11 protein-coding genes are annotated in these 16,034 nt (G+C 61.4%); 5 read left to right on the top strand and 6 right to left on the bottom strand.

Annotated features, from left to right (window positions below; all coding sequences use genetic code 11):
- The first annotated feature begins 23 nt into the window (after nt 1–23).
- On the top strand, nt 24–3,023 hold the full coding sequence (locus tag P0D73_RS11310; protein WP_408431369.1) for an FAD-binding and (Fe-S)-binding domain-containing protein: 3,000 nt from the start codon (nt 24–26) through the stop codon (nt 3,021–3,023).
- Nucleotides 3,024–3,053: 30 nt separating this feature from the next.
- Here P0D73_RS11310 and P0D73_RS11305 read toward each other — a convergent pair whose 3' ends face one another.
- Nucleotides 3,054–3,686, bottom strand: a complete 633-nt coding sequence (locus tag P0D73_RS11305; protein ID WP_408178519.1) for a helix-turn-helix domain-containing protein — start codon at nt 3,684–3,686, stop codon at nt 3,054–3,056.
- Nucleotides 3,687–4,405: 719 nt separating this feature from the next.
- On the opposite strand from P0D73_RS11305, the gene P0D73_RS11300 reads away from it, so the two are divergent.
- On the top strand, nt 4,406–4,747 hold the full coding sequence (locus P0D73_RS11300; protein ID WP_408315992.1) for a hypothetical protein: 342 nt from the start codon (nt 4,406–4,408) through the stop codon (nt 4,745–4,747).
- Between the two features lie 38 nt (nt 4,748–4,785).
- Here P0D73_RS11300 and P0D73_RS11295 read toward each other — a convergent pair whose 3' ends face one another.
- Complete coding sequence (locus tag P0D73_RS11295) at nt 4,786–5,442, bottom strand: arylsulfatase (protein WP_408178521.1); 657 nt, start codon at nt 5,440–5,442, stop codon at nt 4,786–4,788.
- Nucleotides 5,443–5,796: 354 nt separating this feature from the next.
- On the opposite strand from P0D73_RS11295, the gene P0D73_RS11290 reads away from it, so the two are divergent.
- Nucleotides 5,797–8,646 carry a DNA-binding protein gene (locus tag P0D73_RS11290; protein ID WP_408431367.1) on the top strand — a complete coding sequence of 950 codons (2,850 nt, stop codon included), beginning with the start codon at nt 5,797–5,799 and terminating at the stop codon, nt 8,644–8,646.
- A gap of 72 nt (nt 8,647–8,718) precedes the next feature.
- Here P0D73_RS11290 and pstS (P0D73_RS11285) read toward each other — a convergent pair whose 3' ends face one another.
- Nucleotides 8,719–9,759 carry a phosphate ABC transporter substrate-binding protein PstS gene (gene pstS, locus P0D73_RS11285; protein WP_279388652.1) on the bottom strand — a complete coding sequence of 347 codons (1,041 nt, stop codon included), beginning with the start codon at nt 9,757–9,759 and terminating at the stop codon, nt 8,719–8,721.
- A 298-nt stretch (nt 9,760–10,057) separates the two neighbouring features.
- Here pstS (P0D73_RS11285) and P0D73_RS11280 point away from each other — a divergent pair, with 298 nt between their 5' ends.
- Nucleotides 10,058–11,095, top strand: a complete 1,038-nt coding sequence (locus P0D73_RS11280; protein ID WP_408287066.1) for a transporter — start codon at nt 10,058–10,060, stop codon at nt 11,093–11,095.
- A 52-nt stretch (nt 11,096–11,147) separates the two neighbouring features.
- Here P0D73_RS11280 and P0D73_RS11275 read toward each other — a convergent pair whose 3' ends face one another.
- Complete coding sequence (locus tag P0D73_RS11275; protein WP_408431364.1) at nt 11,148–11,966, bottom strand: CHAD domain-containing protein; 819 nt, start codon at nt 11,964–11,966, stop codon at nt 11,148–11,150.
- A gap of 614 nt (nt 11,967–12,580) precedes the next feature.
- Here P0D73_RS11275 and pstS (P0D73_RS11270) point away from each other — a divergent pair.
- Complete coding sequence (gene pstS / locus P0D73_RS11270) at nt 12,581–13,615, top strand: phosphate ABC transporter substrate-binding protein PstS (RefSeq protein ID WP_408178525.1); 1,035 nt, start codon at nt 12,581–12,583, stop codon at nt 13,613–13,615.
- Nucleotides 13,616–13,633: 18 nt separating this feature from the next.
- On the opposite strand, the gene P0D73_RS11265 is transcribed toward pstS (P0D73_RS11270), so the two are convergent.
- Nucleotides 13,634–14,905, bottom strand: a complete 1,272-nt coding sequence (locus P0D73_RS11265; protein WP_408431362.1) for an MFS transporter — start codon at nt 14,903–14,905, stop codon at nt 13,634–13,636.
- Nucleotides 14,902–16,005, bottom strand: a complete 1,104-nt coding sequence (locus P0D73_RS11260; protein ID WP_408431360.1) for an NAD(P)H-dependent flavin oxidoreductase — start codon at nt 16,003–16,005, stop codon at nt 14,902–14,904. The genes P0D73_RS11265 and P0D73_RS11260 overlap by 4 nt, the downstream gene beginning before the upstream one ends.
- Between the last annotated feature and the right edge of the window lie 29 nt (nt 16,006–16,034).

Here is a 16,034-nt window from a genome sequence, read left to right as displayed (position 1 = left end):
CGGCACGAGAAACGGGGAGCGCAGTGGGAACGTCATTTGATGAAGAACAAGGCGCAAGCGTCGATGAGTTGGACGGTGCCGGCCGCCGCGCGTTGAAGAAGACGCCGCGCATCGCCACGCCTTTTGCGGGCAGCGCCGCTGTGATGCAGGCGCTCGAAGCCGATCTGCGCAGCCACGTGCGCGGCGAAGTGCGCTTCGACCAGGGCTCGAAAGCGCTGTATGCGGCGGATGCGTCGAACTATCGACAAGTGCCGCTCGCCGTCGTTGTGCCCGCTGATGTGGATGATCTGTTGGCCACGCTCGCCGCCTGCCGCCGCAACGACGTGCCGTTTCTCGCGCGCGGCGGCGGCACGTCGCAGAACGGGCAGTGCGTCAACGTCGCGGTAGTCGCCGACGCGAGCAAGTATGTGAACCGTGTCGTGTCGGTCGATCCGGTCACGCGCGTCGCGGTCGTCGAGCCGGGCGTGGTCTGCGATACCTTGCGCGATGCCGCGGAACAGCATGGCCTTACTTTCGCACCCGACCCGGCGACGCACAGCCGCTGCACGCTCGGCGGCATGATCGCCAACAACTCGTGCGGCGCGCATTCGGTGATGGCCGGCAAGACGGTCGAAAACGTCGAAGCGCTGGAAATCGCGACTTTCGACGGCGCGCGTTTCTGGGTCGGTCCGACATCCGATCAGGAACTCGAACGCATCATCGCGGCAGGTGGCCGTCAGGGTGAGATCTACGCCGCGCTGAAGCAACTGCGCGACGCCTACGCCGAGCAGATTCGCGCGAAATTCCCGCAGATCAAGCGGCGTGTGTCGGGCTTCAATCTCGATCAACTGCTGCCGGAAAACGGCTTTAACGTCGCACGTGCATTGGTCGGCACCGAAGGGACCTGCGCGCTCACCTTGCAGGCGAAAGTGCGTCTCGTGAAGAGCCCGGCCGAGCGCGTGATCGTCGTGGTCGGCTTCACGGATATCTACGCGGCCGCAGATGCCGTGCCGCATTTCATGCGCTGCGGGCCGATCGCTATCGAAGGACTCGACCGCGCGATCATTCGCGGCTTGCAGGCGCGCGGTTTGAAAAAGGACGAGATCGCGTTGCTGCCCGAAGGCGATGCGTGGGTCGTGCTCGAATTCGGCGCGGACACGCAAGACGATGTGATGCGCGAAGCGCAAGCCGCCGTCGCTTACTTTGCCTCGGGCGAAGCAGGGCCGAATGTGTCGGCGATGCTCGTCGAAGATCGCGCGTTGCAGGCGAAGGTGTGGTCGATTCGTGAGACCGGCGCGTCGGCGGTGGCGTTATCGGTCGATTCCGGCACGCCGGACCCGGTGGTCGGCTGGGAAGATGCGGCGGTCGATCCGTTGCGTCTCGGCGACTATCTGCGCGCGTTCCAGGCGCTGGTGGATCGCTACGGTTACGAGACGAGTCTCTACGGCCATTTCGGCGATGGCTGCGTGCACGCGCGCATTACCTTCGATCTGCGCAGCGCGGAAGGTGTCGCGACGTGGCGCAAGTTTCTGCGCGAAGCGGCCGAACTGGTGGTCGAATTCGGCGGCTCGCTGTCGGGCGAACACGGCGACGGTCAGGCGAAGGCCGAGTTTCTGCCGATCATGTACGGCCCTGAACTGATGCAGGCGATGGAGCAGTTCAAGGCGATCTGGGATCCGGCCAATCGTCTGAATCCGGGCAAGGTCGTGCACGCATATCGCGTCGACGAGAACCTGCGCATGGGGCCCGCTTACAAGCCGGTCACGCTGCAAACCCGACTGACGTTCGCGAGCCAGGAGGGCGACGGTTTTCAGCGCGAGATCGAGCGATGCATCGGCATGGGCAAATGCCGCTCGCTCGATGGCGGCACGATGTGCCCGAGTTATCGCGCGACGCGTGAAGAAAAATATTCGACGCGTGGCCGCGCGCATCTGTTCTGGGAAATGCTGCAAGGCGATGTGATCGCGGACGGCTGGCAAAGCCGCGAAGTGAAGGAAGCGCTCGATACGTGCCTCGCGTGCAAGGGCTGCAAATCCGATTGCCCGACGCATACGGACATGGCTTCGTACAAGGCGGAATTTCTTTCGCATTACTACGAGACGAATCGCAGGCCACGGCAGGCGCTGTTCATGGGACGGATCGGCGAATGGGCGCCGTGGGCGGCGCGTTTGCCACGTCTGACGAACTTCATGACGTCGGCGCCGGGTTTGTCTTCGTTCGGTAAGTGGCTGGCCGGCGTCGCGCAAACGCGTGAATTGCCTCGATTCGCGGATGCCACGTACAGGCAGATCGCGCAGCGTTCGCCGCAAACGGCGCGTGATGCTCGCGGCGAGGTGAAGAAAGTCATCCTATGGGTGGATACGTTCAACGATCATTTCACGCCCGAGATCGCGCAGGCCGCTGCCGATGTTTTAAAGCAACTGGGCTGGCACGTCATGTTGCCGAAGAACCGTTTGTGCTGCGGGCGTCCGCTGTATGACTTTGGCCTGCTCGAACGCGCGCGCGAACTGCTCACGCACATTCTCGACGACCTCGCGGACGATATCGCCGCCGGCGTGCCGCTCGTCGGTCTCGAACCCGGTTGTTTGTCGGTGTTTAAGGACGAATTGCTGAAGCAACTGCCCGGCCATCCGCTAGCGAAGAAACTGTCGGCGCAGACTTTCCTGTTCTCCGATTTCGTCGCGCGTCAGCCGTTCGATTGGCCGACGCTTGACGCGGACGTGATCGTGCACGGACATTGTCATCAGAAGGCGCTGTTCGGCATGCAGGGCGATACCGCGCTGCTGAACAAGCTCGGCGTGAAATGGAAACTGCTCAATACGGGATGCTGCGGCATGGCCGGATCGTTCGGTTTTAACGCGGAGCATCACGCGCTGTCTACGAAGATCGGCGAAGACAAGTTGTTTCCCGCGGTGCGTGCGGCGGACGCGGAGACGATCGTGTTGACCAACGGTTTTAGTTGCCGAGAGCAGATCGAGCAGGGCACGGGGCGACACGCAATGCATATTGCGCAACTTGCGCAGCGGGCGTTGGCGGCGCGCTAAAGCGCATTCATGCGCACTGAGGTGCTTGCGTTACTTCTTCGTCGATTCAATGGCGACCGGCGCTTGCGGAATGTCGGCGCTGGTCGCCATCCACAACACTTCGGCGTCTTCTTCGCTCGTGGAGACCGCCGCGTGACCGGTGCGGCTGTCGAAGTAGAGGCTGTCGCCGGCGTTCAGATGCGTCGGCGCGTACAACTCCGAATAGAGGCACACGCTGCCGCTGATCACATACAGAAATTCCTCGCCTTCGTGACGACCCCAGTCGTCGAATGCGTCGAGCGTGTGCGCGGAGATGCGGATGCGAAACGGCAGCATCGCTTTGTGCGCGAGGTCGGTGGCGAGCAGTTCCATCTGGTAGCCGCGATACGCGTGGCGTTGGCCTTCGTTTTTGCGGGTCAGCGCGCGACGCCCGCTGGCGCTGACTTTCGGTGTCGAGCCGAACAGCTCGCCGATTTCGATCTTCAATCCGAGGACGATTTTCTGCAGGACGTCGAAAGTGGGGGACATCAGGCCGTTTTCGACCTTGGAGAGCGTCGAACGGGACACGCCGCACAGGCGGCTGGCGGTTTCCAGCGTCAGATCCTGCGCCTGGCGGGCGGCGCGGACACGGCGGCCGAGGTCGGTGGTGGACGGATCGGCGGGTTTGGCGAGATGGGTGTCCATGGGGCTTGATGCTTCGAATGCGCGCTTTAGGGGGACGGTGTTGTTTCCGATAATAACATTTGGGGCGAGCCGCAAGTTTCGCGGGGAGGGTTGGGTGTAGGCGGTGGGGCCATCGGTGGCGCTTTGAGCGGTCGCGCTTGGCTTAAGCGGCGGAAAGGATCAGCGCGATCGAACCGTGTGGGATCTGCGCGTGTTTTTCTCATTGGAAACTTTAGTCTTTGCGTACGGCCGGCAGCGACGGTGCTATGGCTGGACCAACTATTAACTTAGGTTGCAAGTCTCGTTTTATATAGCGGGCTTGATAATCGCGTCGGTTTGGACGGAAGGCATTAGCTAAGATATTGCGCTACACGCTGCGCTGTCATACCATCCGCTAGCCTTCGTAACGTCATTCCCCGATCGGCGAGGCAATCTCGGTCAACTGATTATGGAAATTTTAATAAAAACATATGCTTACAAAATATCATTAGATCGAATTCATTTAATCACAAAGCTTGGTATGCGAATGGCATATCAATAGATTATGTTAAGTCGCCTTGATGGTGGATTTTTCTTTGTCGCATGCATTACGATGCTGGAATTAAAAGCAGCATCGACAAGATAAACGATCCATGTCTCAGAATCGTAAAAAACGACCAACGGGGAATCAGGCGCGCAGAAAGCCGCTTGGCAAAGCCAAGCTCTTGCCGCATAGCGCGACATACGTGCGAGAACAGTCGTTGCGCTGGCATCTCGCCTTGGCCGCATTTCAGGCGGGCAAGGGCAACGGCGAATTGCTGGCGAAACTGGTGAAGGCGCTTTACCTGGCCTGGTATCTTCAGCAGGCCGGATTCGGTGCGCTGGAGCGTGATTTATATATCGATGCCGAACGTATTCTGGATGCAGCCGCCCGTAGCGCGAGTGAAGACATCTGGCTGATCGCGGCAGCGGACTGCGCGCCGATCACCAGGCTTCTCGATTTGCACGAACAGCAACTGCAAACTGCGCCCGTGTTCGCCGTGGACGAAGCTGAGTCACGCGTCGTGCATTTTGGACGAAGCGACAAGCGATCGCCGTGGTGAGCGGATTTGAAGTGCGGCTGATTTAGCTTCGATCCCGGTCAGGCGTGACCCGAGCGTTCGCTGAATCGCCGCGTTGCAACGTGCAGCGCCGCGCTCGGACTATCGAGCGGCCGTCTTCCCTTCTGGACGAGATCGGCGGCGGGCGCCATCCACGGATGAGCGAACGCGACAACGGTCGCACCCGCCTCATACGCCTCATCCGCAGACAATGCGGTCGCTGCCAGGCATGCTTGAACGTCGCCCGCTCTGAACAGCGCCCAAACGTGGCCAACGTGAACGACCTCCACCGATGCCGCGCTTTTGCTTGCGTGCTCCGCGAAGAGCTTCCTGGTCGATTCGATTGCCGATTCAGCGGCACACAACACGACGATTCTTCCGCCCGCTTCTGCTGCCGCCGCAGCCAAAGCGACGTCCGCTCGGACGATAGGCACACGGGGACTCCTGATATCGGCCACGGCCGGCCCGAGCGTGGCGCAAGTCAGAATGACAGCATCGGAATCGGCTGCCAGCGCGAGAAGGCGCTGGTTTGTCTGGGCTCGCAACTCGTCGGAGAACGTCCCCGCTTGATCGACAGCCTCGCGAAGATCCGCCCTCACTTCATGCTGAAGATCTTCCGCCCGCAGCCCAAGCGTTTTGGCTGCCTGCTCAAACACTTGCCGGTTTCCATCCATCGTGTGCAGAAACGAAATGCGCATGGCCGTATGCCTCGGTATCAGGTGTGTCACGTCGACGCCGCTTCGTGGCTTTCGCGCCGACGGGCGGCCCAATCGGTTCGCCTGCATTGTTGCAACGTCGTTGCGGGCTAACAAGGCAAGCTCTTCTACCGGTATCGCCGCTACCTCTCTTGCGCGAGCGATCCGCGACGATATAGCCGCCTTATGGCCCGTTGTTCCATGCATTCGGGAAGTCCGTTGAGCCCTAATATCATCGGTTCGCATCCTGCTAGCTGTCATTTAGCTTGTATCCCGAACGTCGCCGGACGTCCGCAGACGTAGTAACGTATTGAAAATTTAACCTTTCGCCCCGCTACATTGATTCTTGAGGCGCATATGTCCACGGACACAGACACCATCACCGATGAGCAGATCGCTGCAATCGCCGACCGCATGGTCGAAGAAGGCAGAAGAGTGTCGCCAGTGACAATCTGGAAAGAGGTACGCGGCGGTTCACTAGTGGCGATAGTCGCGGCCTTGCAACGCTGGCGCGAAGCGCGGCAGGCGGAAACGCCGCAAGTGCAGGCCCAGCCCGGATTGCCGGAGGGCCTCGCCGAAACGGTGATCAGCGCCGCGGATCGGATCTGGGCGGCGTCTCAACACGATGCGGAGAAGGCGTTCAACCAACGTCTCGCCACGGTGAACCAGGATCTCGAAGCGGCCCTCGCGGAACGGGACGAGGCGCTCGCCGAATATCAAAAGACGATTGATGAGATCGAAACGGGGCGCAATCGACTCAGCGCGCTGACGGACGCGCTGAGCGCGTCGGAAAGTGCCGCTCAACGCCTCGAAGCGGAACTCGCGACCGCCAACGGCCGCGCTGAAGCGGCTGAGACCCATGTGGGCGAACTGGTTCAGCAAGCGTCCGCGCAAGACGCCAAGCTGAAGACGGTGAATGCATCGCTCGACGAGGAACGGCTCACGAGCGAAGGGTTGGCCGCCTCTCTCGCGGACAAAAGCGATGAAGTCGCTCAGATCACGCGGGAACGTGATCAGGCGCGGCACGAGATCGCGACGTTGAGCGACGTCTGTCAGGCGAAAACAGAAGAAGTGACGCGATGGTCGCATGAGGCGAGCGCGGCCACGTCGCGTGCTGAAGCGGCGGAGGCGCGCATTGAGGAATTCGTGCGGCGTGCGTCGGTGGCCCAGGCCAAGATGGAGGATACAAACGCGTTGCTTCAACAGGAACGCAAGGCGCATGAGGAGTCGGCCGCGCTTGTCTCGAGCAAGAATGATGAAGTAACGCGAGTCACGCAGGAACGCGATCAGACGCAGCAGGAAATCGCCACTTTGCGCGACGCCTTTCAGGTGAAGTCGCAAGAAGCGGCTCAGCTGTCGCAAGAGGCGAGCGCGGCTTCGTCACGTGCGCAAGCCGCAGAGGCGCGCGTTGTAGAACTCGCGCAACGTGTGTCGTTGCAAGATACTAGCCTGGAAGATGCAAAGGCATCGATTGAAGAAGCACGCCAGGCGCGTGAGGAATTGGCTTCGATTGTCTCCGTCACGAACGATGAAATGACGCGAGTCGCTCAAGAGCGTGATTTTGCGCAGCAGGAAATCTCAACCTTGCGCGAAGCCTATGAGGCCAAGTCGCAGGAGGCAAGCGCGGTCTCGTCGCGAGCGCAGGAAGCACAGGCGCGAGTGGACGAACTCACGCAGCGCTTGTCTTTGCAAGATGACAGCCTGAACAAGACGACGGCGCTGCTTGCATTGGAACTCAGGGCACGCGAGGAATTGGCTTCGCTTGTCTCCAGCAAGGACAATGAGTTAACGCGAGTCACTCAGGAGCACGATCAGGCGCTGCAGCAAGTCACAACGTTGGACGCCGCTTATCAGGCGAACTCGCAAGAAGTGGCACGATGGTCGCAGGAAGCGAGCGCGGCGACATCGCGCGCGCAGGCGGCAGAGGCACGTATAGAAGAACTCGAGCAGCGTGCGGCGTTGGCTCACGACAAGCTGACAGCGACGAACGCATCGCTTTCAGAGGAACGCAAAGCACGTGAAGAGTTGACCGCGGTTATCTCGGCCAGGAACGACGATGTAACGCGAGTGACTGGGGAGCACGATCAGACGCGGCAGCAGTTCGCCACTTTGCGCGACGCCCATCAGGCGAAGACTGGAGAAGCGACGCGACTGTCCGAGGAATTAAGCGCGGCTACGTCGCGTGCGCAAGCAGCCGAGGCACGTGTAGTAGAGCTCGCGCAGCACGCAGCGTTGCAAGCTGACGATCAGCAAGCCACGACGGCTTTGCTCGACGAAGAACGCAAGGCACGAGCTGCGTTGGCCGCAGAGATATCAAGCAAGAACGATGAAATAGCGCGAGCCACTGAAGAGCGCGACCGGATCCAGCAGCAGATCGCAAAGTTCAGCAGCGCCATTCAGGCCAGCCAGGAAGAAGCGGCCCGGTTGTCGGCGGAGTTGGAAGCGGCTTCGTCGCAAGCAAAAACTTTCGAGGCGCAGGCAAACGAGAACCATGCGCGGCTCACCGCACTGGAAGCTGAACTGGAGCAAGCCCGCGCTGTGCTGACAGCGGAGCGCGAGGCAGCCGAGGCGCGGGCCGAGGAAACGTCGGCCCAACTCAGCGAGTTCCAGCGCGTCACGCATGAACTGGACGAGGCGCGGGAGCAGATCAGTGCCGTGACAGAGGCGAAGACACTGGTCAGCGCCAACCTCGCTCGGCTATCACAGGATGCGTCCGCTGTGAAGGAACGCGCGGAGGCGGCCGAACAGCATGTCGCGCAGCTGGAGCAGCGCGTCGCGTCGCAAGCCGCCGCTATCGCGCAACACACTCAGCGCGCTCAGCAGTTAGCAGCCCGCGCCGAGGAGAACGACAGCTCGGAGGAAGTCGCGACGTTGCAACGTCAAGTGTCGGCGCAAGCCAAGGCTCATGCAAAGGCCATGAACGAGCTTCGCACCACGGCCGAACAGTGGGTCGTGCACGCAAAGGACCTGAAACAGCGGCTCGGTCTGGCAAGCGAGAAGATCTTGTTCATCGACGCCCGCAGCACCGGCGAAGTGGCACTCGTCCGGCGGCTTTCATCCGAACTGGAGCGGCTCAAGCCGGACCACGAATTGATCTCGAGAGAGATGCAGCAAAAACTGATCGCCGCGACGATGACGCACCAACTTGCGCAGAAGGGCTACCGTTACGATCCGGCGACGGCGGTCATGTCGAAGGTCACGACCTGACGCGTGCCAGCCGCTCAAACGTATGATGAAGAAAGGCGCGCGCCCGCAACGCGCGCCCCATGAGTCCGACGCTTACGGCGCGACCGGCTTGCCCGATGCGTCCTTCACCTTCTGTTTCCACTGCGTGCGGATTTCAGCCGTCACGGATTCCGGCAGCGAGATGTAGTCGAGATCGTCGGCCGCCTTGCCGCCGTTCTTGAATGCCCAATCGAAGAACTTCAGCGTCTCGGCGCCTTGCGGTGCTTTGTCCTGAGTCGTGTGCAACAGCACGAACGTCGCGCCGACCACGGGCCACGCGTTCTTGCCCGGCTCGTTCGTCAGGATCTGGTAGAACGACTTCGACCAGTCGGCGCCGGCTGCTGCGGCCTTGAAGGTATCAGTCGCCGGCACGACCACTGTGCCCGCTGCATTTTTCAGCGCGGTATAGGTCATGTGGTTCTGCTTCGCATACGCCCATTCGACGTAGCCGATCGCGCCCGGCAGGCGCTGCACGAAAGCGGCGACGCCGTCGTTACCCTTGCCGCCCGTGCCCGTCGGCCAGTTCACGGTCGCGCCTTCGCCCACTTTCGATTTCCACTCCGGGCTCACTTTGGACAGATAGTTGGTCCAGATGAAACTCGTGCCCGACCCATCGGCACGGCGGACCACGGCGATGTCGGTATCCGGCAGCTTGATTTTCGGATTCAGCGCGACGATCGCCGGATCGTTCCACTTCTTGATCTTGCCCAGATAGATGCTGCCGAGCACTTCGCCCGACAGCACCAGTTCGCCAGGCTTCACACCCGGCACGTTGATTGCCGGGACCACGCCGCCGACCACCGTCGGGAACTGGAACAGGCCGTCCTTGGCCAGTTCGTCGTCTTTGAGCGGGGCGTCCGAGCCGGCAAAATCCACGGTCTTCGCAATGATCTGCTTGATGCCGCCCGACGAGCCGATGCCCTGATAGTTGACCTTGCCGCCGCCGGTCTTTTGATAGGCGTCAGCCCATTTCGTATAGATCGGCGCGGCGAAGGTGCTGCCCGCGCCTGTGATGTCGGCGGCGTGCGCGGCGCTGGCACACAGCGCACACACAACCAGCGTAAGTTGCTTGAGATTCATGGTGAGACTCCTCATGGCGACGCGGTCGCCGTCGATGGGCTGCAACTTAAGGGTGAAATATGACGTTCTTGTGACTACTCAAGTTAAATGATCCGCTTGCCTAAGCTTAAGCATTCGCTAAGTCGACGTCGTGAAAACTAGCGGGTTAACCTTCTTTTGATCGGCCGCGATATGCTCAGGCCTTTGATTCCGGTTCAATCTGTGCGGCGCCTGAAGTTGGAATTGCGTGGCGATCGCCACGGTTCGGATTTCGGCCGGCAAATTGCTGGATAGGCCAATCCCGCACGGGAAGCAAACGCTGAATGAATGACCTATGAGATCTGATCTGCTACTGCAAACCTACGGCGCGGACTCGTCCGGCATGGTCTGCGGCTTTCTGTTTTCTTCGACTCGCGCCGGACGCTCCGTCGACGCCGACGAAGTCGCCGAATGGCTCCAGGCCCACGACGCGAACGGCCCAGCGAAGGAAGGCAGCGAGTTTCTCTGGCTCCACTTCAATCTGGCGCACAGCGCTAGCGAGCGCTGGATGAGAGCCCAGCTCGACTTGCCCGAGACTTTCTTCGACGCGTTGCGCGAAGGCTCGCACTCCACACGTATCGAACATGCGGACGGCGCGCTACGCGCGGTCGTGAACGACGTCATGTTCAATCTGGAGTTCATTCCCTCCGAGATTGCGACGCTGTGGATTTACGCGAATCAACGGATCATCGTGACCGCGCGTCTCAAGCCGCTGCGTTCGGTCGACCGATTGCGCGCATCCGTTCGGGAAGGCGAGGTATTCCGGTCTCCAGCGGAATTGCTGGTTCACCTGATGCGTGATCAGGCGGACCTGTTGGTGCAGATCGTCCGGCGAACCAGCGCCGACGTCGATCGGATCGAGGACCGGTTCTTGTCGCAGCGGCCGACGCAGAACCGGATCGATCTGGGCGCGATGCGCCGAATGCTGACGCGCTTGCAGCGCATGCTCGCGCCTGAACCCGGCGCGATCTTCCGTCTGCTCGCAAGGCCGCCGCGCTGGCTGCATTCGGAGGACGTGCAGGACCTGCGCGAGTCGACGGAAGAGTTCTCCGTGGTGCTCTCGGATGTGGCCGGGTTGATCGAACGGGTCAGGCTGTTGCAGGAGGAGATCATTTCCCGCCTCGAAGAGCAGAACAACCGTACGCTGTTCACGCTCACACTGGTGACGGTTCTGGCGATGCCGATCAATATCGTCGCGGGTTTCTTCGGCATGAATGTGGGCGGTATTCCGCTCGCTGAAAACCGGCACGGCTTCTGGGTGATGGTGTTACTCGTCGCCGGTTTTACGGGGCTCGCGGGATGGTGGGCATTTCGTCGGCGCAGGGAACGGTAGTGGCGAGGTGTTGCGTCCGACCTCAGCAATAACGGCTGCGCATGCGATACCGTCAGCGCATGCCGGCGTCGGGACACTCGCCGGCAAACGTGTCGCTGAACGCGCGTAACAGTGCGTCGGCACGTTGCATGTGGTCGCCTTTGCGATGCCTCAAATGTGCTATCGCATCTTCTACAACGCCGCGCCCACCAAGCTGAGTTGTATGCTCAAGGAGCAGCGCTTCACTGGAAACGATGTCGTTGAGCTTTCCTAGCTCGTCCTGCAATTGGGTGAGCTCTACGACGCCGATCTCGTTCCCGCTTTCGAGTAGAGGCGCGAAAAACTCCAGCAGATAGCGCATCTTTTTCCCTGCGATTCGGACTGCGTGGACCTCTGCGTATACGGCGTCGGGATTCCTAAGCACACGCTCCATCCGTTTTCGCAGCGCGCGCTTCGCCTTCGCAACACGGTTCGCGGCGAATGCCGCAAGCGGTTCGTCAAACGAGCAGGCGTCGAGTTGCAGCATCACGCCCGCTATTCGTTGCGCGAGCATGGCTTCGACGTTTGCCGCGGCGATCGTTGCGCGACTGCGCAAAAGCGCTTCGCCGCGCAAGAGATCGACTCTTTCGATGAGCACCGCAAAAGAGTGCGGCGTCGGCGCGTCTTCCGCCAGTAAGTGTTTCAGGATATCCCAGTCACGCGTCTGCCCGGCGGAATCGGCGAGCGCCTTGAATTCGCGCCGCTGCCATCTTGCCTGCGATCTGTCGATGAGCGGATCGTAGGCCCACCACAGCGAACGCAGTCGACGCAGCGCGACACGTAGTTTGTGCAGACTTTCCGGGTCGGCACTGACGCACAGGGTGCCGGTGCGTTGCGCCACCTGCGCGACCATTGGCGCGGCCAGCGTCGAAAACGCCACGGCCGGCGACATGTCCGGCGAAGCCGTGCCGGCGCGTTTGCCGGGATTATCCGAGGTCCGCTCTTGTGCAGATGCAGATGCAGATGCGGTATCACGCGTATGAGGTGTGGAGTTCATCGGCTCGAGTTGCGTGAGTTCCCAAAGCGGACGGAAGTGAGGTGAACGTAAGGTACCGCGTGCCACGTCACTTAGCAAACTGCGATACCCATCCTACAACGTAAAAATTTCGAGGGCCATGCCGGCACTGTGCTCGAAGCGAATTCCACGCGACTGTCCAACGAACTTTCGCTTGAACGGAGGGGTTGCGCTGTTCAGCATGGCGAATCGGAATGACGAGTCATTTCCATGCCGTGGTGATAGAGCGATTCAATTTGCCTCCTGACCTTCACCGTCCTGTAATGAGGAGGGTTAGTTTTTCAGCGCCGCGGATGTCCTATTTTCAGTTGGCACACCGCAGCGCGACGACAAACCGGTGGAAATAGAAAGTTTAAAAGAGCCCGCCAGACAATAGTTTCTTCACGCCACGCGTCGTTACCCGGCGAGCTTCACTTCATGAGCTTTGACAACAATTCCGAGTGAGGTCTTTCGTGAGCTATACACAAACATTGCTGGCCGGTGTGGCCGGCGCTTTATTGACGGTCGCCGCGCACAGCGCCGACATCACCGGCGCCGGCAGCACCTTTGCCGCGCCGATTTATACGAAATGGGCCAACGCCTACCAGCGTGCGGGCGGCGGGACGGTGAGCTATCGCGGTGTCGGCTCGACGGAAGGGTTAAAGCAAATCATGGTCAGCCAGGTCGATTTCGCCGGGTCGGACGCACCGCTGAGCGACGACGAGCTGGCGAAGAATGGCCTGCTCCAGTTTCCAACGGTGATCGGCGGTATCGTGCCGGTCATCAATCTGCCTGGTATCAAGCCCGGCGAACTGATTCTCTCCGGGCGTGTGCTGGGAGATATCTATTTGGGCAAAATCATCAGTTGGAATGCTCCGGCCATTGCCGCCATCAATCCCACGATCAAGCTGCCCGACACGCCTATCGCTGTGGTCCGTCGGCTCGACGGTTCAGGTACGACGCTGATCTGGACGCACTTTCTCGCGCAGGTCAGCCCTGAATGGAAGAGCAAAGTCGGCGAGGGGACTTCAGTGCGCTGGCCGCGCGGAATAGGCGGAAGAGGCAACGAAGGCGTGGCCACCTTCGTGCAGCATCTGCCCGGCGCGATCGGCTACGTTGCGTGGGATTTTACGAAGCAGAATCATATGTCGTACGCGGCCATGGATAATGCCTCGGGTGCCGTGGTTCAGCCTGGACCGGAAACATTCAAGGCCGCCGCCGCGAGTGCCGACTGGTCCAAATCGCTCTTTCCGATCTTGACCAACGAGTCGGGCGAGAACGCGTGGCCCGTCGTCGGCGCGACCTATATATTGGTTCACAGTACGCAGGCCAAACCGGAGCGCGGCGAGGAAACACTGAGGTTCCTCGACTGGGCGCTGACGAACGGCAATCAGGCGGCGGAGGACCTGGACTATATTCCGCTGCCGCCGGCGGTCGCGAGCGAGATTCGCACTCAATTGCACGCGAGGGTAAAGAATCCGTCGGGTAAAACCGTCGCGGGCCAATGATGAGGACTGTCTCTTCGCTCAAGCGACCGCTTGCTGACGAGTCCGCGCCCACTGCGCAAGCGCGGCGCACGCCACCAGCAACGAGCCCGTGACGAAGAACACGGAATGCAGCCCGAGATGAACAGCGATCACGCCGCCGATAATCGGACCGACGACCTGTCCGCTGAATTGCGCCGACTGCAGGTAACCGAGCATCTGACCGGTCTTGTGCTCTTCCACCGCATGCCGGGCCAGTTTGGCAATCGCAGGCAGGAGACCGGCTAGCGTCATGCCCATCAGCGCGCGTAACCCCGCCAGTTGCCACCACGCGTGAACGAACGCTTGCGGAATCATCACCAGACCGGTCAACACCAGGCAAGCGACGATCACGTTCCAGCTGCCGATCCGATCGGCCAAGGCGCCGAGGCGCGCCGCCGTGAGCATGCTGCCGAACGCCGAACAGGCCATCACGATACCCGCCACGCGCGCCAGATGAAGCGACGGCACGCCGAGACTGCCGACATAAACCGTGATGACGGGCTCGATCGACATGTTGGCGAGCAGCACCATCATCGCAGTGACGAGCAACGCGGCGATCACCGGATAGTTGCTGCGATGCGTGCTCGCCGGTGCGTGCTCGGCGGGACGTCGGCTGGAATGAGTGGCCGGGTCGAAATCTTCCTTGACGACGAAAATCGTGAGCAACGCGGCCACCGCGATCATGGCGCCGCCGGCGAAGAACGTGCCGCGAATGCCGAGCCAGCCCGGCAAGAATCCGCCGACGAGCGGCCCGATCAGATTGCCGGCCAGCGCGCCCGTCGACAGCACGCCCAGCGCCCAGCCCGCGCGTTCCTTCGGCGCCTGTGTGCCGACCATCACCGTCGACGCCGACGAGTAGCCGCCCACCAGGCCCGCGAGCAAGCGCAGGGCGACGAGCTGATGCACGTTGTGCGCAATGCCGATCAAGGACATCACCACCGCCATGCCGACGGCCGCGCGCACCAGCATCGGCTTGCGGCCATAACGATCGGCAAGCCGTCCCCACACGGGCGCGGTGATCGCAGTTCCAAAAAACGTGGCGCCGAACGCGATTCCCGACCACTGGATGACGGCGGACTGCGACTGCACACCGAGTTGCTGGACGTAGATGGGCAAGAACGGCAGCAGCATGCTCAGGCTGACGAGCGTGGTGAACGAGCCGAATACGCACACGGCCAGATTGCGGCGCCAGTAACGCTCATGTCGCGCGGAATAATCGAGACTGCGCGTTGCCTGAGCGGACGGCAGTGAAACTTGTGGAGGGGTGTTCATATCGTCGTCCCGGCAAATGACTGCGAGCGTGACCGGCCCTCTGCTTCGGCAAGTTCGCTCACCAACGTGGCAACCAGCTCCGCCGCAGGCAATGCTCTCGCGAGCGGCGCGCCCTGGCCGGCCCATTGGACGGCAAATTCGGTGCTGCCCTTTGCGCGGGCCGCGGCGTTCAGCGCCTTGGCGGCGTCATATGCAATCGGATAGTCCGGCAGCGGCGGCGCGTCCGGCGAGTCGACGTCGGTAAAGAACCGGTTGCTCAGTCCACGTGCCGGGCGGCCGGAGATCGCGGCCGTCACGGCCGTCCGGTACGCGCGTTGGGTGGTCAGTGCGCTCCGGTAGGCGGCATCCGCGCCCGATTCGGGACACAGCACGAACGCGGTGCCCATCTGCACGGCGCGAGCGCCGAGGAGCAGTGCGCCGGCAATGCTTTGACCGTCCATGATGCCGCCCGCGGCGATGACCGGCAGCGTCGACTGTTTTGCGATCAGCCTGACCAGTGCCAGGGTGCCGATCATCGCGTCATCGTCCGGATTGAAGACGCCGCGGTGACCGCCTGCTTCCGCACCTTGTGCGACGATCGCATCGAGTCCGGCCTGCTCGATCTGCATGGCCTCGTGCGGCGTGGTCGCGCAACCGAACAGCAGAATGCCGGCGCGATGCAGTTCATTGATCCATTCGCGCGATGGCAGCCCGAAATGGAAACTGACGATAGCGGGACGCTCTTCGATCAGCACTTGCAGCAGTGCCTCGTCGACTACAAAGCTCGTGTAAATCTCCTTGAGCGCAGCGGGTGTTCTGGCGCCGAACTCGGCGAACAGCGGCTGCAGATGCGCAAGCCAGGTCGCTTCGCGAAGCGGATCGCTGTACGCCGGCCGATGGCAGAACACGTTGACATTGAACGGCTTGCTCGTGAGCGCGCGTGTCGCGACGATCAGTTCACGCGCTTGCTGCGCGGTGCTCGCACCCACGGCGATCGAGCCGAGCGCGCCGGCATTGGAAACCGCGGCGGCCAGTGCGGGCGTCGAGATGCCTGCCATCGGCGCCTGAATGATGGGATGTTGCACGCCAAGTGCTTGCAGAGAGCGGATATCGGAGGTCATGGGGTTCTCACAGTTCGAGTAGTGGATAG

The sequence above is a fragment of the Paraburkholderia sp. RL18-101-BIB-B genome (assembly GCF_046026985.1).
Lineage (GTDB): Bacteria > Pseudomonadota > Gammaproteobacteria > Burkholderiales > Burkholderiaceae > Paraburkholderia.
The sequence above is the reverse complement of the archived record's forward strand: the minus strand, read 5'-3'. Positions and strand labels throughout refer to the sequence as shown.